This is a genomic window from Pantoea sp. EKM101V, from assembly GCF_011800325.1.
GTDB lineage: Bacteria > Pseudomonadota > Gammaproteobacteria > Enterobacterales > Enterobacteriaceae > Pantoea > Pantoea anthophila.
Map to the genome: position 1 here is coordinate 52,028 of NZ_JAALFP010000001.1, position 16,662 is coordinate 68,689.

The following is a 16,662-nucleotide window of genomic DNA, read 5'->3' on the forward strand; positions in this document are numbered from 1 at the left end:
TCAGGAGTAGAAGCTTTGCGCCAGTGAACCGACCAGCAGCTGCCAGCCATCGACCAGAACAAACAGCATCAGTTTAAATGGCAGTGAGATGGTCGCGGGCGGCACCATCATCATCCCCAGCGCCATCAGCACGCTGGCGACGACCAGGTCAATGATCAGAAACGGGATAAAGACGGTAAAGCCAATCTGGAACGCGGTCTTCAGCTCGCTGGTCACGTAAGCGGGCAGCAGAATGCGCATCGGCACGGCTTCCGGACCGGCAATCGGTGCCACGTTTGCCAGCCGGGCAAACAGGGCTAAGTCCGCTTCACGCGTCTGGCGCAGCATAAAATCACGCAGCGGCTGGGCTCCTTTCTCAATCGCCACATCCATGCTGATCTTGTCCTGACTGAAGGGCAGATAGGCATCCTGATAAATCCGGTCAAAGGTCGGCGCCATGATAAAGAAGGTCAGGAACAGCGACAGGCCAAGCAGCACCTGATTTGGCGGGGCAGAGGGCGTGCCCAGCGCGTTACGCAGCAGACCAAACACAATGATGATACGGGTGAAGCTGGTCATCATCAGCAGCACCGCCGGAATAAAGGTCAGCGCCGTGATAAAGACCAGCGTCTGCACCGGCAGCGACCAGCTCTGACCGCCATTAGGCAGCGAATGACTCACCAGGCCCGGCAGCTGGGCATGGGCAACCGGTGCCAGTAACAGAAGTGGCAGTAAAGGAAGCAGTCGACGCATCATGAGTTTTTTCCGGGACGTTTAACCAGGTTCTGTAACAGCTGACGAAAATCCTGTGGTGCACTGTTGACCGGCGTCACTGACGCCGGTTCACCCGGCGGCAGGGTGTGCAGGTGAGTAATCTGCTGTGCGGTAATGCCCAGCACCAGACGGGCATCGGCGGTATCCACAATCACCACCCGCTCACGCTGGCCCACGGAGACGCTGGCTGTGAGCTTCAGCTCCTGGCTGCTGACCTTTTTCGGCGCGAAGCCGACACGGCGTGCCAGCCAGGCGCAGGCCAGAATCAGTAAAATAATTAACGCTAATACGCTGCTGACCTGAGCCAGCATCGAGCCGGTGGAGATCGCCTGGGCCTGAGGTGCAGCCGGTTGCAGCGTTTGATTCTGGCTGGTCATATTCAGCGACTCAGACGACGCATACGTTCAGACGGAGTGATGATATCGGTGATGCGAACGCCATATTTGTCGTTCACGACCACGACTTCACCCTGAGCGATCAGGTAGCCATTAATCAGGATATCAAGCGGTTCACCCGCCAGGCCATCCAGTGACACCACGGAACCCTGCGTCAGACGCAGCAGCTCTTTGATGGTCATCTTGGTGCGGCCCAGTTCCACGGTGAGCTTCACCGGGATATCCATAATCAGATCGATGTCCTGCAGCGAGCCTGCCACATTCGGGCTGTCGAATGACTTAAAGACGTCATCGGTTTGCGGCGCGCTGCTGCTGCCGACCTGCTCATTCATCGCTTCAGCCCACAGATCGTCCGCAGAGATATCGTCAGACGGTTTATTACTGTCAGTCATGGGGCTGTTCCTCGTTCAGCGAATTCAAAATCGGGTTAATCAGGTGTTCGACACGGAGCGCATACTGGCCGTTCATCGTGCCATATTGGCTGGTTAAGACCGGGACGCTATCGACATGGGCGATAATGCGTTCCGGCTTCTCAATCGGCAGCACATCGCCGGGTTTCAGCTGCAGGATCCGTGACAGACGCAGCGAGGTTTCGGCAAAGTGAGCGATCAGTTCCAGCTCAGAGTGCTGCACCTGTTTGACCAGGTTGTCACGCCAGTGGTTATCTTCCTGGCGGGAGTTTTCGAGCGGTGGGTTCACCAGCAGCTCGCGCAGCGGTTCAATCATTGAAAACGGGATGCAGATATTAAACTCACCCACCAGGTTACCAATCTCCACCTGGAACGGCGTGTTAACCACGATATCGTTCGGTGAGGTGGTAATGTTGGTGAACTTTACCTGCATCTCTGAACGTACATATTCGACGTCCAGGGGATAAATCGCCTTCCAGGCGTCGCTGTAACCATCCAGCGCCAGCTTTAGCATGCGGCGAATAACCCGCTGCTCGGTATGGGTGAACTCACGACCCTCGACCTTGGTCGGGAACCGTCCGTCGCCACCAAACAGGTTATCAACGGCGATAAAGACCAGGCTGGGTGAGAACACCACCAGCGCGGTGCCGCGCAGCGGTTTCAGGTGGATCAGGTTCAGGTTGGTTGGCACCGGCAGATTGCGGGCAAACTCATGATACGGCTGAATCTTGATCGCCCCGACGCTGACATCCGGGCTACGGCGCAGCAGGTTAAACAGCGCCATACGGAAACTACGGGCAAAACGCTCGTTAATGATCTCCAGCGCCTGTAAACGCTCGCGCACCACGCGGCGCTGGGTGTTCGGGTCGTAAGGACGAATATCGCCTTCCGGCCCGCTTTGTTTCTTTTCTTCTTCCGCGCTGCCACTGTCGCCGTTTAAAAGGGCGTCAATTTCAGCCTGGGAGAGAATGCTATCGCCCATTGATTCACCTCAAAATGAAGGCGGTAAACAGCACGTCGTTTACAGCCTGCGGAGGTTGACCTTTCACCAGCGGAGGTGTCAGCGCCTGTTTGATTTGTTCAACAAGCGCCTGTTTTCCCTGCTCTGTCGCCAGGGCCGAAGCACTCTGACGCGAGAGCAGCAGCAGCAGACGGCTGCGCACCTCAGGCAGATAGTCATTCATCCGACGACGGGTATCCTCATCGGCCAGACGCAGGGTAAAGCCTACGTACAGCACGCGGTCAGGATCGTTGTCGGGATTGACCAGGTTAACCGTAAATGTATCAAGTGCAAAAAAGACCGGAGCGGGAGGCGGTTCAACTTTCGCCACCTCAGGCTTATCGCCCTCGTGTTTGTTCATCATTCGCCAGACTGCATAGCCTGCCACGCTGCAAGCGGCCAGCGTCACAATGAGCAACACCGGTATTAAGAGTTTACGTTTGCGGCCTTTAGCTTTCGCGTTATCAGACATGGTTGCAGTTACTTCCTGTGAATTATGGGCAAGCCTCTCGGCTCACGGGACAGATTATCCCGCGTCTTAAGTCAAACCAATGGGCAGAATAGACGCGGGTTTTACGCTTACCTTCAGCGTTTATCGCTGTCAGGCAAAAGTGTCGACGGCGCTGTTACCGCTGACGCGAGCCTGAAGGGCGGCGGGGACGGCAATCGGCGTAATGTCGGTGTTACTGTCCTGGGGGAGGGAGAAGCGGCCATGCTGTCCGTCGCGGCGCGCCTCCTGTTGATTCTGGAAGCTCTGGCTCTGCGCGGAACTGTCACTGCTCACCTGACTCTCGCCCAGGTTGATACCGCTCTCTGCCAGCGCGCTGCGCAGCTGCGGTATCGCGGCTTCCAGCGCCGATCTGACGTGGCTGTGGCTGGAAACCAGACTAATCTGTGCCTGGTCGTTATCCAGTTTCAGGCTGATCTGGATAGCGCCGAGGTCTTCCGGATGTAAACGCAACTCCGCGTTCTGCTGGCCGTTGCGACTGAACATCACAATCTGCTGACTCAGCGCCTGCTGCCACTCGTCGCTGCCCAGCTGCGCATTCAGCATCGGCGTTGAGGGAGTGCTGCTGGTCGCTGACGCGGTCACCGGCGCGGGCAGGGTGCTGGCGCTCGTAATCGGGCCGCTGATGTTCAGACCAGTGTCGCTGGCGCTGCTGTGCGCCGGGGCCTGATCATCCTGCTTCATCATCGCACTCAGCGCCTGCTGGAAATGGCTGTCTGAGGCCAGGTTCAGGCTGCTGTTGCTGCTCTGCGCGGTACTGCTGCTCTGGCTCGCCGCGTTGCTCGCCGCAGGGGCGTTCAGCGCCGCACCTTTTATCTCGTGCTTCTCATCTTTACCCGGTGCAGTGCTCTGCGATGAGCTGCTCTCCGGTGTCGTGTTCAGCATCTGTGTCAGCGCGGTCAGCGCTTTACGGCCGCCATCGCTCTGACTGATTACCTCACCCGATTCACTGCTGACGGGCGGTGGCGTGCTGGCTGTCGCCGTAGCCGCACCCGGCAGCATGGCGAACAGCGCCTGCACATTCTGCAGCTCGCTGGCGCTTAAGGATGCCGCGTCCAGGCTCTCTTTATCATCGGCTGATTTTGACCCAGCTTTAATATTTTCCGGTTTCAGCAGGGCAGCCAGGGCAGCAGGATTATCCCGTGTTGCCAGCAGCGCACTGAGCGGGGAAGCCAGTCGACGCTCATCGGCCATTTCTGCTTTTGCGTCAGCGGATTGCGCCGCTTTTCCCTGCTGTTTTGCCAGACCAAGCAGCTGGTTTCCCAGCGCGGTCAGAAAGTCCTGAGGCAGGGTATCTGACCCTGCCGCCGCGTCGGTTGCGACTGATGGTTCTGCGTCGGTTTTAGCCGTCGCTTTCATGGCAATGTTTGGCAGCGTAATCATTCGCCTCTCCTCAATGCGGCCCGTTGGGCAAATTCGTCCATCCGTTTCTGGTCGAGACGGTTTTCCTGTCGTAATGCATTTTCCGCTGCCCGCGTGATCAGGGTCTGATAGGCGTTCAGCCGCTGCTGTTTGTCACGCCAGTTGATCAGCGCCTGCTCCAGGCGCTGATTCCAGTTATTAAGCTGATTACGGTGCTGCTCAATCGCTTTTTCCAGCGTCTGAATAAACTGGTGATAGTTAGTCCAGCGGGTACTGGCAATGCCGCTCGACATGTCATCGTTAAGTTTGTTGCGATATTCATCCTGATAGTCGAGCAGCATCGTCAGCTGCTCGTTGGCGGCATGCTGGCCGCGGCGCATATCGCCCAGATAGATGGCGGCCCGTTCGAGATCCTGCTCCGCTAAGTCGCGCAGCGTATCGATAGCATTTGCCGTTTTCATAGCCATTACCTCGCGTTAATCAGGTTGAGGCGCCAAACAGCGCATGGAGATGCAGGCTGGCGTCGTCATAATCGCTGCGCTCAAAGATGCCCTGTTGCAGGAAAGCCTCCATCTGCGGATAGAGCCGGATGGCTTTATCCAGCATCGGGTCGCTGCCGGCGGCATAGGCGCCCACGCTGACCAGATCGCGGTTACGCTGGAAGCTGGAGAGCAACTGCTTGAACTGGCGCACCTGGGCATAGTGGTTCTCATCGATCAGCGAGGTCATCGCACGACTGATCGACGCTTCAATATCAATGGCCGGATAGTGACCCGCTTCACCGAGCCGGCGCGACAGCACGATATGGCCGTCGAGAATCGCACGCGCGGAGTCGGCAATCGGGTCCTGCTGATCGTCACCTTCGGTCAGGACGGTATAGAACGCGGTGATGGAACCGCCGCCGTCGATACCGTTACCGGCACGCTCAACCAGCGCAGGCAGTTTGGCGAACACGGAAGGCGGATAGCCTTTGGTTGCCGGGGGTTCGCCGATCGCCAGGGCAATTTCACGCTGCGCCATGGCGTAGCGGGTCAGGGAGTCCATAATCAGCAGCACATGCTTACCGCGGTCGCGAAAATCTTCCGCGATACGGGTCGCGTAGGCGGCACCCTGCATACGCAGCAGCGGTGAAACGTCTGCCGGGGCGGCGATGACAACCGAACGGGCGCGGCCTTCAGCCCCGAGAATGTTCTCGATAAAATCTTTAACTTCGCGACCACGTTCGCCAATCAGGCCAACCACGATCACGTCCGCTTTGGTGTAGCGCGCCATCATGCCAAGCAGCACGCTTTTACCCACGCCTGAACCGGCAAACAGGCCCATACGCTGCCCGCGACCCACCGTCAGCAGGGCATTAATGGCACGCACGCCGGTATCCAGTACGTCGGTAATCGGCGTACGCTGCAGCGGGTTAAAAGGCGGCGTGATCAGCGGGGCGCGATAGCCGGTATCCGGTGATGGCAGACCATCCAGCGGCCGGCCACTGCCGTCGAGTACGCGGCCCAGCAGTTCGGGGCCCAGCATCAGCTGTTTGCCCGCCTGCGGATTGTCGCCGCTCTGGCGCGCATAGACCCGCGCACCGGGTAAAATGCCGTCCACCTCTTCCAGTGGCATCATCAGCAGCTTCTGACCGTTGAATCCCACCACTTCGCTTTCGATTTCGCTGATGTTTTTGCCATCGTTGCGTTCGATGATGCAGGTTGCGCCCAGCGGCAGCTGTAAGCCTGTGGCTTCCAGCACCAGGCCGGTGGCGCGGGTCAGACGGCCATAACGGCGTACCGGCTGCACCTGGGAAATGCGTTTTTCAAAGGCATCCAGCGAGCCCAGCCAGCGGTTCAGACGGGTGGTCATCAGATTTCTCCCGGTGCGGCGAGGCGGCAGAGTTCCTGCCAGCGTGTCGCGACGCTGGCATCCAGATCGCCATCTTCCGCGCTGAGTTTGCAGCCGCCAGGGTGCAGGGTGCTGTCAGCGATCAGCCGCCAGCCGTGCAGATCCAGCGTCGGACCCAGGGTCTGTTCAATGCGCTGCAGATCGTCAGGGTGGACGCGCAGCTGAGGTTTGCCGCTGAACATCGGTTCCTGTTGCAGTAAACCCTGAATCTGACGCAGCAGGGCGGTGCCATCCACCGTGGTGGCCTGGCCAATCACCGAGCGCGCGGCTTCCAGCGCCAGCTGCATCAGGCGGGCAGCGATGACGCTGTCCAGCGACTCCAGCGTGTTCTGAAACTCGGTGACCAGCTGGGACATCCGCGCCTGCAGGGGGGCCTGCTGCTGCTGAGCATCGGCCAGACCCTGCTGAAAACCGGCGTCGTAGCCCGCTTTCTGGCCTTCGGTGACGCCCTGCTGAAAGCCTTCGTTGTAACCCTGGCCCTGCGCCTCTTTGCGCATCTGCTGCTGCAGACGTTCAAGCTGCTGCTGCTGCTCATCAACGCCGTCGTCAGATTCAGCGATCTCCGGCAGTGCCTCCGGTTCAGGCTCATCAAAACGACCCAGATCGGTAGGCTGCCACAGCTGCCACGGGCGGGCAGAAAATGCATCAGACATAGGTTTCCTCGCCACCACCAATCACCATCTCGCCAGATTCGGCCAGGCGGCGAACAATCAGCAGGATTGCTTTCTGTTCGTTCTCTACAGCAGACATCCGCACCGGACCGCGGTTGGCCAGATCGTCGCGCAGAATGTCGGCCGCACGGGCTGACATGTTTTTGAGGAACTTCTCGCGCAGCGGCTGTTCGGCCCCTTTCAGTGCCACCAGCAGCTGCTCGGACTCCACTTCCTGCAACAGGCGCTGGATGCTGCGGTCGTCCACTTCCACCAGGTTTTCGAACAGGAACATCTCGTCGATAATTTTCTGCGCCAGCTCGCCATCGAAGTCGCGAACGGCTTCGATAACCGCCTCTTCCTGCTGGGTTTTCATCAGGTTGATGATCTCGGCTGCGGTTCTCACGCCGCCCATCTTCGCGCGCTTGAGGTTGGTGCCATCCAGCAGGCCGTTCAGCACTTCGGTCAGCTCGGCCAGCGCGGCAGGCTGCACCCCACCAAAGGTCGCGATACGCAGCATTACATCATGGCGCAGACGCTCGTCGAACAGCGCCAGAATATCGGCCGCCTGACCCCGTTTGAGGTGAACCAGGATGGTGGCGATGATCTGAGGATGCTCGTCGCGGATAAGGTCGGCAGCGGCCTGCGGCTCCATAAAGTTGAGCGTTTCCATCCCGCTGGTGGTTTCCCGCGTTTCGAGAATATCTTCCAGCAGACTGGCGGCGCGCTCCTCGCCCAGCGCACGGGTCAGCACCGAGCGCAGGTATTCGTTGGAGTTCAGGCTCAGCGCCGCAAACTGCTCGGCATCGGTTTCGAACTCACGCAGTATCTCGGTCAGCTGCTTGTGTGACACCTGACGCATGCTGGCCATCGCGGCGCTGAGGTGCTGCACTTCGCGCTGGTTCAGATGTTTAAACACTTCCGCGGCGCGCTCTTCGCCAATGGTCATCATCAGGATGGCGCTTTTTTCAGTTCCGGTCAGACTCATAGCTCTTTACTCATCCATTCGCGAATCACCAGCGCAACAACGCGCGGATCGTTTTCTGACATGTCGCGGATGCGTTGACTCATCACTTCTGCGCTCATGCGGTTGTTAGACTTACGTTCCTGCTCCAGCTCATCTTTGCTGAGCTGCACACTAAAGGCTTCCTCTTCTTCCTGCTGCGTGGCGCGGGCGGCAACGGCTTCGGCGGCGGCTTTCTCGGCAGCCTGCTTACGCACCAGATGCGGACGCACCATCTTGCGGTAGAGAATGAAGGCCACCAGGGCAATCAACAGCCATTTACCCGCACTCATCAGCTGATCAAAGAAGGACTGCTGCTGCCAGAAGGGCAGGTCGGTGCTCACCGGCTCAGTCGAGTTGAACTGCGAGTTCACCACGTTGATGCTGTCGCCACGCGTCTGGGAGTAACCCATCGCTTCACGGGTCAGATCTTCAATCTGCTTCAGCTGCGCTTCATTCAGCGCGACCGTTTTGCCTTTGTCGTCGGTACGGAAGTTCACCACCACCGCAACGGAAAGCCGCTGCACGTCACCCACGTTGAGTTTGGTATGACGAATGGTGCGGTCCAGCTCGTAGTTCACGGTGTCATCACGACGTGAGTTGGTCGGCGTCGCGCTGGCTGTGGCGGTGCTGGTGGTCTGGCCGGCGTTGTTCTGTCCGTTAGCATTCTGACCATTGGCGTTCTGGCCATTGGCCGCAGTGTTATTTGGCGTTGTGACCGGCGCTGAGTTAGCTGGCGCAGGCTGGTTAGAGAGTGCGCCCGGCACGCCACCCGGATACGGGCTGCCCGACTGATCGCTGGTGCTGGTCTGACGCGAACGGATCGCCGTATTCGACGGATTCGCGTTAGGCTGATATTTCTCGTCAGTCTGCTCGCTGGTATCGAAGTTAATCTGCGCGGTGACCTGCGCATGCACGTTGCCCTGGCCCACGATAGGATTCAGGATCGCTTCAATACGTTGCTGATAACGCGCTTCCACTTCAGAGGCATATTTCAGCTGTGCATCATTCAGATCGCGCCCGACTGAGTCGGAGCGGGTCAGCAGGCGACCGGTCTGATCAACGACCGTCACGTTGCCCGGCGGTAAACCCGCGACGCTGCTGGAGACCATGTGGACGATGGCCTGAATCTGGCCTTCATCGAGCGCACGGCCAGGCTGCAGCGTTAAGGTGACAGAGGCAGACGGGGCTTTCTGCTCACGCACGAACAGGGTCGGTTTTGGCATCGCCAGATGGACACGGGCGCTTTTGACCGGGCCGAGTGATTCGATCGTACGGGCCAGTTCGCCTTCCAGCGCGCGCTGATAGTTAACCTGCTCGCTGAACTGGCTGATGCCGAACTTCTCTTTATCGAGCAGTTCAAACCCCACCGAGCCGCCTTTCGGCAGACCCTGCTGAGCCAGACGCAGACGCAGCTCGTGCACGTTAGCCTCAGGCACCATCAGTGCGCCGCCGTTTTCAGCGAAGCGATAGGGGATGTTCATCTGCGTCAGCTGGGTGACGATAGCCCCGCCATCTTCATCAGAGAGGTTGTTGTAAAGCACGCTGTAGCTGGGCTGTTTTGCCCACAGCACCATCGCGATGACGATTGCGATAACGGCGGCGGCGGCGACGATAAGAGGAATACGCGGATTGGCGCGCAGGCGAGCGAGCAGGTCACCGAAGCCTTTCTTTTCTTGATCTGGTGTGGCGGCTGTACTCGCATTCATGACCGATTCCTGCCTGACGTAATTGACCGGGTAAGTTGAGATGGCAAAACAGACTCCCTGACCTGCGTAGATAAAATTTCCACTTCAATGCCAGGCATTATTAGGTGATAAGCAAAATTCGATGCGTGGATAAGGTAGGTTTTTTGCTTTCATTTAGCGCCTTTGTCTCATTGACAACGTGTTAACTTTTGCCTACAGAAAAAATCCCACCCTCTTTTATAAGGTATCGTTCATGTCTATTCAGGCTATTGACGGCGTACTCCAGCAGCTTCAGGTCACCTCACTGCAGGCCAGCAACCGCAGCAGTGAAGTCACAAATCAGATCGACTTTGGTGCAACCATGAAGGCCGCACTGGATAAGATCAGCGAAACGCAGACGACCGCACGCACCCAGGCGCAGGATTTTGAGATGGGGAAACCCGGCGTGGCGCTGAATGATGTGATGGTCGATCTCCAGAAATCTTCTATCTCCATGCAGATGGGGATTCAGGTCAGAAACAAGCTGGTCTCAGCGTACAGCGAGATCATGAATATGCAAGTTTAGGCGGGTAACTGTCTGAAGATGCTGAATTTTATCATACTGCCACTTTGGTGAAGCACGTATGTACCACAAGATCGCTCATTTTCGTGTTGATGAGTGATAGCTGGTCGGTATTGTTCTCTGACATCCAGGCGCCATAAACCCGGTAAACCATCTGCGCATCGGAGTGACCCATTTGCGATGCAACGTAGTTCGGGTTTGCGCCTGCTGAAAGAGCCCAGCATGCGAACGTGTGACGCGACTGATAGGCTTTCCGGTGACGCAGGCCTGCACGCCTCAGTGCGCCGGTCCATATCTGTCCCAGTGACTCTGTTGAGTAATATGCTCCCGACCTGCCGTTGACTGCGTTCACGCCGGGATTAAAGACGAATGTCTTCTGCTCCTCAATTTGCTCGCCATACTCCCTGGTATGAAAAGTGAAAGAGGTCTGAGGATACATTCTGGTCAGCTCCCTTTGGTCACGCAGAATTTCGACAGCTGCATCCATCAGGCATATGACGCGGTTCCCTGCTTCTGTCTTCGGCGGCGTGAACAGACCCTGTGGCGTAAGGTTGCGGCTGACCGTCAGCTTTTTCGCCTCAAGGTCCACATCCTCCCATGCCAGAGCGCATATCTCGCCATGACGTAATCCGGTCAGGATGGCAAGCGACCACATGTTCGCCGTCTGTCGTGTTGAACATGCCGCGATGAGGCGAGGGTACTCTTCCCGGGTAATCGGATTCGGACGCTTATTGGATTTTTTGAGAGGTTTTATTCCTGTCATAGGATTTGCCTCGATATATCCGTTGCCATGAGCAAAGGCGAAGATCGCTTTCAGGTCTGCTATGCTGGCATTAACCGTGGCCGCCGTCCTGCCTTTCTTTTCTATATTCATCTTTCTGCCGGTAAAGTAGCTGCCATTGAGAAGTTCAATGCGCAGGTTGAGCAGGTCTTTTTGCATGACAGACCGGATGTAGTTTTTTGGCTTTAATATTGATAATGACTATATAGCCGGGTTTGACGAATGCGCATGGGGAGTGAATCTTTAATGGCTACAAATAATTTTAAACCACTTGCTATTGGCAGTAGGGCTAATGTCACTAGCCAGGCTGATTACGAAGCTCTGGCTGCTTTAGCTACTAATTTTCAGGCAGGAAAAGCCTCATCTGCCCAAATTAATAAGGCACTCCGACAGGCCACAGTTATGGCTTATGTTTTGGCTCAATACATTTGTGATGCTGCCGCTGTGGACGTCCTAGACAATGGGTCGCCTGCAACTTTGCTAGCAAATCTAAAAGCAGAGCTTCTCTCTTCAAATACAGGACGTTAATAGGGAGCTGCGAAAGTATTTACTGCTTCGGGATCTTACACTAAAACACCGGGAACACGTCTGTTAAGAGTCAGGGTTTGGGGAGCTGGCGCTGGCGGACAAGGTATAAGCGCTGCTGACACAAGTTATACTTCTGGAGCGGTAGGAGCATAGGCGGAATCATATGTAGATGTATCTGGTGCAAGCAACAGTATTCCCGTAATTGTAGGAGTAGGGGGGCAATGCAGTTGCAGCGGGCTCTAGTGCATTCGGTGGATCAGGGGGAGAGAGTTCATTTGGTAGTTATATTACCTGCACGGGAGGTAAAACTAACGCATCAGGTACGACTGGAGGTATAGCGACAGGCGGTAATATTTTTAACGTTTTTGGACAAACAGGCCAGGGTGGTCGCTATGTTTCGTCACTATCATCGATAATTGGCGGGACTTGGTGCATATGGTGCATTGCCGCACTCATCAATACCCGGAGATACAGGTGGTTATCCTGGAGGAGGTGAAGCTGTGGGCTGTCTCTTATCTTCTTCCACTAGCTATGCCTCAGTTGCGGGTGCTTCAGGTCGGGTTATTATTGAGGAGTATGCATGATGAGTTCTTGTGCAGTCATTCAAAACGATATAGTTGAAGTTTTAAACACAATCATTGCAGATCCAGATTTTGAAATCGAAGGCTTTTACTTAATAGAATATGATTCAGATAAGGGCTTCTGCCAGAAAGGAATGTTTTATAATGAAAAGGATGGTGTTTTTTATGATGAAGAAGCTTTTAAATATATAAACGGCACTGAGATGTGAATTAAAAGCCCGTCATTTCGACGGGCTAGCCATTACTTTTTGAACTCTATGTCTGAAGGTTTCTATATTTTTTTCAAAAACAAAGTAAATGATAGCACCTAATAGCAATGAGGCTACTATCGATAGAAGCATCATAGGTATGCTGTCAGTGTACTTTTTTGCAAGCTGAGTCAACACAAACCAATGAGCTAAGTAGGTTGAGAAGCTATGATTTCCAATTTTACGCATTAGCGAACTTGAAAGAATACTTGATGTTACACCTGTGTCTAATAAAGAAAAATAGATAAAAATAGCCCAGACAATGCTTATAGATAGGTAACTTGTCGCCAGGTTTGGCACAATAACTGTACCAGTTATAAGCTTGCAGAAAGATGGTATTATTAATAGTATTAAAAACAATAAGGCAAGAATGTAAAAGCCGTATTTTCGAGGTGGGATATTCAGGTTTCTCAGAATGTAAGATAAAATAATCCCGACGATGAAACTAGATATATACCAGCGGGTTTCTATTGAGTTTTCCTGAAGTAGGCTAACAGGATAGAAGTATCTAAATGCAATAGTGATTAAAATTGCCAAAAACGCAACTGAGAACACTCCAAATCGTTTTTTAATGGCCTGAAATGCTATCAAGAATATCGGCAGCATGAAATAAAACTTAAACTCTACTGGGATAGTCCAAAGGTGTGCAAATCCTTGCTGAAAAGCCAGGACGTTTTTTAGTGTTTCTGTATTATAATAGCCCATGTAAAAATAGAATGCTGAAGCTATAAAAAATAGCGGTAATATCCTTAAAAATCTCCCAAGAAAGTATTCCGAGACGGATTTTATATTTATTCCCTTTTTTAAAAACTTATTTGTAAGCAAAAAAGCACTAAGAACAAAAAAGAGCCACACACCTATTTTCCCCGTTCCTCCTAAATAAGGCCTCGTAGCTGGTATGAACATAACTAACGCATGGGCAACCAGAACAACCAGCACTGCTAGTCCCCTGATTCCATCGGCTGCCGGGAAGTGACCGGCTAAGTTACTTCTTTGCTCTGTCAAAATTACACCATGTTCTGTTGGTTTAAGATTTTCCGCATACTTTGATTAATAAGTAGCTTACCGTCAAATGATAAATAAAAAAGCCCCGGCGATGGGGCAGAGTTATATCGCGCCTCTCTATGGAGGATACGGGGTGGGTGATTTGAGATTAGTCACAATGCAACCGCTAAGCCAACAAAAATCCCAGTGACCTCAGAGGCTTTACAAAACTGCGTCCCGCTTCAGCTTGCTCAAATCTATCGATAGATATTACTGTTCATCCATACAGTATTCATCAAAGAAGGATTTGTCATGCCGCGTGACTACGAAATCATGATTGCTTTCCGGCAGGCTATAAAGCGCGATACTGCCGGTCGCTACACCATCAGCACACTGGATTTCATCAGAGAGCTTGACCGCATTAACTGGCATTACACGCTAAAGGCGGCCAACAAATGGATCGAGATGCACACCACAGCATTCCGCGACATCTCAACCACTGACGGCGAAGAGCGCCTGTTTCAGTTGTACAATCCGAATGGTGTTGTGTGATGTTTGCCCTGGTCGATGTTAATTCGTTTTATGCAAGTTGCGAAACAGTATTCAGGCCCGATCTGCGGGGAAAGCCGGTAGTCGTGCTGAGCAACAATGACGGATGCGTCATTGCCCGTTCAGCAGAGGCTAAAACGCTTGGGATACTCATGGGGGCGCCGTACTTCAAACTTAAGACGAGTTTCGCCGGCACAGGGTTCAGGTTTTCAGCAGTAACTATGCGCTTTATGCCGATATGAGTAACCGGGTAATGACGACGCTGGAGCAGATGGCACCCAGCGTGGAAGTCTATTCGATTGATGAGGCGTTTCTGGACCTGAGCGGCGTGCGCAACTGCATTGTTCTGGAAAACTTCGGCAGGGAGGTGCGGGAAACGGTTAAGCGTAATACGCATCTGACCGTTGGCGTGGGAATTGCGCAGACCAGGACGCTCGCCAAACTGGCTAACCATGCTGCAAAAAAATGGAAGCAAACTGGCGGAGTCGTTGACCTGTCAAATGTTGAACGCCAGCGCAAGCTCATGGCACTGGTGCCGGTTGAGGATGTCTGGGGCGTTGGTCGGCGCATCAGCAAAAATCTCAACGCAATGGGTATCCTGACCGCCAAAGACCTGTCAGAACAAAGCACCTATACCATACGCAAACACTTTAATGTCGTGCTGGAAAGAACCGTGAGAGAGTTACGCGGTGAGCCATGCCTGCAGCTGGAAGAGTTCGCGCCCACCAAACAGCAGATCGTTTGCTCCCGTTCATTCGGTTCCAGAATCACGCAGTACGACGACATGCGAGAAGCCGTGTGCACCTTCGCAGCGCGAGCCGCAGGTAAATTACGCGGAGAACGTCAGTATTGCAGTCAGATAGCGGTATTCGTCAGGACCAGCCCGCACGCTGTGGGGGAAGTATTCTACGGTAATCAGTCTACCGGCAAGGTGCTTACGCCAACCAATGACACCCGCGATATTATCCGGGTGGCCATTGAGGCGCTTGATCGCATCTGGGTCGATGGACACCGCTACATGAAGGCAGGCGTAATGCTGGGTGACTTCTTCAGCCAGGGTGTGTCACAACTGAACCTGTTTGATGAAAACAAACCACAGGCCAACAGCGAGGCGCTGATGCGCGTTATGGACGGCATAAACCTGAGCGGGAAGGGTAATCTGTGGTTTGCAGGGCAGGGTGTTCAGAACACCTGGGCGATGAAGCGGGAAATGCTTTCACCGGCTTATACCACAAGATTCTCTGATCTGCCGGTGGTGTTTTGACCGCCGGCTTTAAGAGCGAGAGATAAAAGGCGGGGGTTGGCCTGAAGGGATTGTCGAACAGGGAAAAGTCACAGCTGAGGTTCTGGCTTTGTATGAGCCTTACCGGCCGACAATTTAGGCGTAGCACACATGTAGCACAAAAAAATACCGCAAATCACCTTAAAACCATCACTAAGGCAGTTTGTGACTTGCGGTATGTCTCTGTAAAACCACACCTCAACGCACAGCAACCTGATATGCTAAATATTCAAAGTGAAATTATGAATATGCAGGTGTAGCAAAACTGAACCGGCTGGACGGGTAAAAGCAGCGTGTGAAGGGTGAGGTCGCATAACGGACCTCCCTCCCAATCCTGCACAGAACGGTGGGGCGAAGAACAGTGGCATCAGCAATCGCGCCACCCTTCGCTATACTCCTTCACATCCCGGGCGGCGAGGGAGGAAACACGGTTTCCCCTGCATCGCTGATCTGTTTCCCTTCGCTCCAGCAGGACGCCAGCATTATGAATAAAAGAGTTACCCTGATAGCCTGTCTGTTCGCCTTGTCAGCCCCCGCCTTCTCTGCCATGCAGTGCGGGCCGTTCTATCTGAAAGCGGATAAAAATCACTGGTTCTCCGTCAATGGCGAACGTGCGAAAACGCAGAAAGTGACGTTCAGTAAGGAGAAGGGGGATTACGAAAACGCAACGGTAAAGCTGCGGGCCAAAAACGCCCGGGCGCCGGGCATGGTTGATTTAGAGCAGACAACGCTTGCGGGGAAAGCAGAGCTCAGGGCTGAAATCGTCCGAACCAGCCAGAATCAGATTCGGATACGCGGATCTTACGATTGTGTAGAGGCGGAGTAAGCCGGGCTGCCATAGCCGCCTCTGTCAGCGTGTCGCCGCTTCCGGTGGTCAGCATCGGACAAAGAGCGGCACATGATGCCTGCGTGCAAACGCCATGATCAAGGCCAGGCTATCAGACTATCGTGATGTCTGGCACGCTGTGACCATATCTGAAATCGCGGCCTGAACATCAGACGCCTTCGGGTCTGCGTAGAAGGTGGCACTGGTCTGATTGCGGCTGAACCTGTCAATCTCGACCCACGCGACCGTTTCGCCATCCTGTTCGAGGTTAAATCTTTTTGTTCCTCCCGGCAGCGGATCATCCTGAGCCAGGTAAAGCTGCTGATTCTGTGCCGCCTCACTCAGGCAGGACTCAAGCTGCCAGGGATGCCCGTCAAAATACGCCATTTTTACCTGAGGATGCAGTCCGACGCGTCCCATGTCCACGCATCCGCTCAGCAGAATCAGGCTCAGGGCAATAACGCTTTTTTTCATTCCAGACACTCTCATCGTTGCTGACACTCTGCGCCGTGACAAAGAAAACGGCTCCCTGTCATTCCGGACAGATAATAGCGTATTACGCAATGATAATCCGGCTGCGTTACGATGGTCGTGTGCTGTTCAGCGTCGTAAAAGAGAAGGGGGGAAGCAGGCTGCGCATCAGACCGGTCAATTAACAGTGG

19 protein-coding genes and 1 pseudogene are annotated in these 16,662 nt (G+C 54.4%); 6 read left to right on the forward strand and 14 right to left on the reverse strand.

The genetic code is table 11. The features are described 5' to 3' along the window. From fliP to fliF, 11 genes are all read right to left on the reverse strand, one after another. Positions 1-732 carry a flagellar type III secretion system pore protein FliP gene (gene fliP / locus HFD92_RS00290; RefSeq protein WP_009089546.1) on the reverse strand — a complete coding sequence of 244 codons (732 nt, stop codon included), beginning with the start codon at positions 730-732 and terminating at the stop codon, positions 1-3. Beyond that, on the reverse strand, positions 732-1,130 hold the full coding sequence (gene fliO / locus HFD92_RS00295) for a flagellar biosynthetic protein FliO (RefSeq protein ID WP_167428084.1): 399 nt from the start codon (positions 1,128-1,130) through the stop codon (positions 732-734). The genes fliP and fliO overlap by 1 nt, the downstream gene beginning before the upstream one ends. Positions 1,131-1,132: 2 nt before the next feature. Further along, entirely contained in the window at positions 1,133-1,540 is a 408-nt protein-coding gene (gene fliN, locus HFD92_RS00300; protein ID WP_058957683.1) for a flagellar motor switch protein FliN, read from the reverse strand. Next, positions 1,533-2,540 carry a flagellar motor switch protein FliM gene (gene fliM / locus HFD92_RS00305; protein WP_009089551.1) on the reverse strand — a complete coding sequence of 336 codons (1,008 nt, stop codon included), beginning with the start codon at positions 2,538-2,540 and terminating at the stop codon, positions 1,533-1,535. The genes fliN and fliM overlap by 8 nt, the downstream gene beginning before the upstream one ends. 4 nt (positions 2,541-2,544) lie before the next feature. Next, entirely contained in the window at positions 2,545-3,030 is a 486-nt protein-coding gene (gene fliL, locus HFD92_RS00310) for a flagellar basal body-associated protein FliL (protein WP_009089553.1), read from the reverse strand. A gap of 129 nt (positions 3,031-3,159) precedes the next feature. Beyond that, positions 3,160-4,449, reverse strand: coding sequence for a flagellar hook-length control protein FliK (locus HFD92_RS00315; RefSeq protein WP_167428085.1), 1,290 nt, complete (start codon positions 4,447-4,449; stop codon positions 3,160-3,162). Beyond that, entirely contained in the window at positions 4,446-4,889 is a 444-nt protein-coding gene (gene fliJ / locus HFD92_RS00320; RefSeq protein ID WP_009089556.1) for a flagellar export protein FliJ, read from the reverse strand. The genes HFD92_RS00315 and fliJ overlap by 4 nt, the downstream gene beginning before the upstream one ends. Before the next feature lie 19 nt (positions 4,890-4,908). Continuing rightward, the gene (gene fliI, locus HFD92_RS00325) at positions 4,909-6,279 is read right to left on the reverse strand and encodes a flagellar protein export ATPase FliI (protein WP_009089558.1); all 1,371 of its coding nucleotides are present in this window, start codon (positions 6,277-6,279) and stop codon (positions 4,909-4,911) included. Beyond that, complete coding sequence (gene fliH, locus HFD92_RS00330) at positions 6,279-6,971, reverse strand: flagellar assembly protein FliH (protein WP_046102078.1); 693 nt, start codon at positions 6,969-6,971, stop codon at positions 6,279-6,281. Before fliH ends, fliI begins: the two co-directional genes overlap by 1 nt. Beyond that, on the reverse strand, positions 6,964-7,956 hold the full coding sequence (gene fliG, locus HFD92_RS00335; protein ID WP_009089561.1) for a flagellar motor switch protein FliG: 993 nt from the start codon (positions 7,954-7,956) through the stop codon (positions 6,964-6,966). Before fliG ends, fliH begins: the two co-directional genes overlap by 8 nt. Next, positions 7,953-9,680, reverse strand: coding sequence for a flagellar basal-body MS-ring/collar protein FliF (fliF, locus tag HFD92_RS00340; RefSeq protein ID WP_111208693.1), 1,728 nt, complete (start codon positions 9,678-9,680; stop codon positions 7,953-7,955). Before fliF ends, fliG begins: the two co-directional genes overlap by 4 nt. 232 nt (positions 9,681-9,912) lie before the next feature. Here fliF and fliE point away from each other — a divergent pair, with 232 nt between their 5' ends. Then, entirely contained in the window at positions 9,913-10,224 is a 312-nt protein-coding gene (fliE, locus tag HFD92_RS00345; RefSeq protein WP_167428086.1) for a flagellar hook-basal body complex protein FliE, read from the forward strand. 31 nt (positions 10,225-10,255) lie between these two features. Here fliE and HFD92_RS00350 read toward each other — a convergent pair whose 3' ends face one another. Continuing rightward, a complete protein-coding gene (locus tag HFD92_RS00350) occupies positions 10,256-11,161 on the reverse strand; it encodes a site-specific integrase (protein ID WP_255461678.1) in 906 nt (301 codons plus the stop codon). An 87-nt stretch (positions 11,162-11,248) separates the two neighbouring features. Between HFD92_RS00350 and HFD92_RS21710 the strand changes: the two genes are divergently transcribed. Further along, positions 11,249-11,530, forward strand: a complete 282-nt coding sequence (locus tag HFD92_RS21710) for a hypothetical protein (RefSeq protein WP_370525213.1) — start codon at positions 11,249-11,251, stop codon at positions 11,528-11,530. A gap of 580 nt (positions 11,531-12,110) precedes the next feature. After that, on the forward strand, positions 12,111-12,320 hold the full coding sequence (locus HFD92_RS00360) for a hypothetical protein (protein WP_167428087.1): 210 nt from the start codon (positions 12,111-12,113) through the stop codon (positions 12,318-12,320). Positions 12,321-12,332: 12 nt separating this feature from the next. Here HFD92_RS00360 and HFD92_RS00365 read toward each other — a convergent pair whose 3' ends face one another. Continuing rightward, positions 12,333-13,364 (reverse strand): acyltransferase, encoded by a 1,032-nt coding sequence (locus HFD92_RS00365; protein WP_167428088.1) that lies wholly within the window; start codon positions 13,362-13,364, stop codon positions 12,333-12,335. Between the two features lie 291 nt (positions 13,365-13,655). On the opposite strand from HFD92_RS00365, the gene HFD92_RS00370 reads away from it, so the two are divergent. From HFD92_RS00370 to HFD92_RS00380, 3 genes and pseudogenes are all read left to right on the forward strand, one after another. Next, positions 13,656-13,895, forward strand: a complete 240-nt coding sequence (locus HFD92_RS00370) for a hypothetical protein (RefSeq protein ID WP_058957687.1) — start codon at positions 13,656-13,658, stop codon at positions 13,893-13,895. Continuing rightward, positions 13,895-15,156 (forward strand): annotated as a pseudogene (umuC, locus tag HFD92_RS00375) (translesion error-prone DNA polymerase V subunit UmuC). The gene HFD92_RS00370 and the pseudogene umuC overlap by 1 nt, the downstream one beginning before the upstream one ends. Positions 15,157-15,658: 502 nt before the next feature. Beyond that, positions 15,659-16,000: a hypothetical protein gene (locus HFD92_RS00380; RefSeq protein ID WP_167428089.1), complete on the forward strand. Its 342-nt coding sequence runs from the start codon at positions 15,659-15,661 to the stop codon at positions 15,998-16,000. A 117-nt stretch (positions 16,001-16,117) separates the two neighbouring features. Here HFD92_RS00380 and HFD92_RS00385 read toward each other — a convergent pair whose 3' ends face one another. Further along, positions 16,118-16,474, reverse strand: a complete 357-nt coding sequence (locus HFD92_RS00385) for a hypothetical protein (RefSeq protein WP_167428090.1) — start codon at positions 16,472-16,474, stop codon at positions 16,118-16,120. Positions 16,475-16,662 lie beyond the last annotated feature (188 nt).

What these genes read in the sequence shown, in the direction of transcription:
- fliI (WP_009089558.1), bottom strand. Translation starts at nt 6,279, where the DNA reads ATGACCACCCGTCTGAACCGCTGGCTGGGCTCGCTGGATGCCTTTGAA.
- fliE (WP_167428086.1), top strand. Translation starts at nt 9,913, where the DNA reads ATGTCTATTCAGGCTATTGACGGCGTACTCCAGCAGCTTCAGGTCACC.
- HFD92_RS00315 (WP_167428085.1), bottom strand. Translation starts at nt 4,449, where the DNA reads ATGATTACGCTGCCAAACATTGCCATGAAAGCGACGGCTAAAACCGAC.
- HFD92_RS00360 (WP_167428087.1), top strand. Translation starts at nt 12,111, where the DNA reads ATGATGAGTTCTTGTGCAGTCATTCAAAACGATATAGTTGAAGTTTTA.
- fliF (WP_111208693.1), bottom strand. Translation starts at nt 9,680, where the DNA reads ATGAATGCGAGTACAGCCGCCACACCAGATCAAGAAAAGAAAGGCTTC.
- fliG (WP_009089561.1), bottom strand. Translation starts at nt 7,956, where the DNA reads ATGAGTCTGACCGGAACTGAAAAAAGCGCCATCCTGATGATGACCATT.
- fliN (WP_058957683.1), bottom strand. Translation starts at nt 1,540, where the DNA reads ATGACTGACAGTAATAAACCGTCTGACGATATCTCTGCGGACGATCTG.
- HFD92_RS00370 (WP_058957687.1), top strand. Translation starts at nt 13,656, where the DNA reads ATGCCGCGTGACTACGAAATCATGATTGCTTTCCGGCAGGCTATAAAG.
- HFD92_RS21710 (WP_370525213.1), top strand. Translation starts at nt 11,249, where the DNA reads ATGGCTACAAATAATTTTAAACCACTTGCTATTGGCAGTAGGGCTAAT.
- HFD92_RS00385 (WP_167428090.1), bottom strand. Translation starts at nt 16,474, where the DNA reads ATGAAAAAAAGCGTTATTGCCCTGAGCCTGATTCTGCTGAGCGGATGC.
- fliM (WP_009089551.1), bottom strand. Translation starts at nt 2,540, where the DNA reads ATGGGCGATAGCATTCTCTCCCAGGCTGAAATTGACGCCCTTTTAAAC.
- HFD92_RS00380 (WP_167428089.1), top strand. Translation starts at nt 15,659, where the DNA reads ATGAATAAAAGAGTTACCCTGATAGCCTGTCTGTTCGCCTTGTCAGCC.
- fliO (WP_167428084.1), bottom strand. Translation starts at nt 1,130, where the DNA reads ATGACCAGCCAGAATCAAACGCTGCAACCGGCTGCACCTCAGGCCCAG.
- fliP (WP_009089546.1), bottom strand. Translation starts at nt 732, where the DNA reads ATGCGTCGACTGCTTCCTTTACTGCCACTTCTGTTACTGGCACCGGTT.
- fliL (WP_009089553.1), bottom strand. Translation starts at nt 3,030, where the DNA reads ATGTCTGATAACGCGAAAGCTAAAGGCCGCAAACGTAAACTCTTAATA.
- HFD92_RS00350 (WP_255461678.1), bottom strand. Translation starts at nt 11,161, where the DNA reads ATGCAAAAAGACCTGCTCAACCTGCGCATTGAACTTCTCAATGGCAGC.
- fliH (WP_046102078.1), bottom strand. Translation starts at nt 6,971, where the DNA reads ATGTCTGATGCATTTTCTGCCCGCCCGTGGCAGCTGTGGCAGCCTACC.
- fliJ (WP_009089556.1), bottom strand. Translation starts at nt 4,889, where the DNA reads ATGAAAACGGCAAATGCTATCGATACGCTGCGCGACTTAGCGGAGCAG.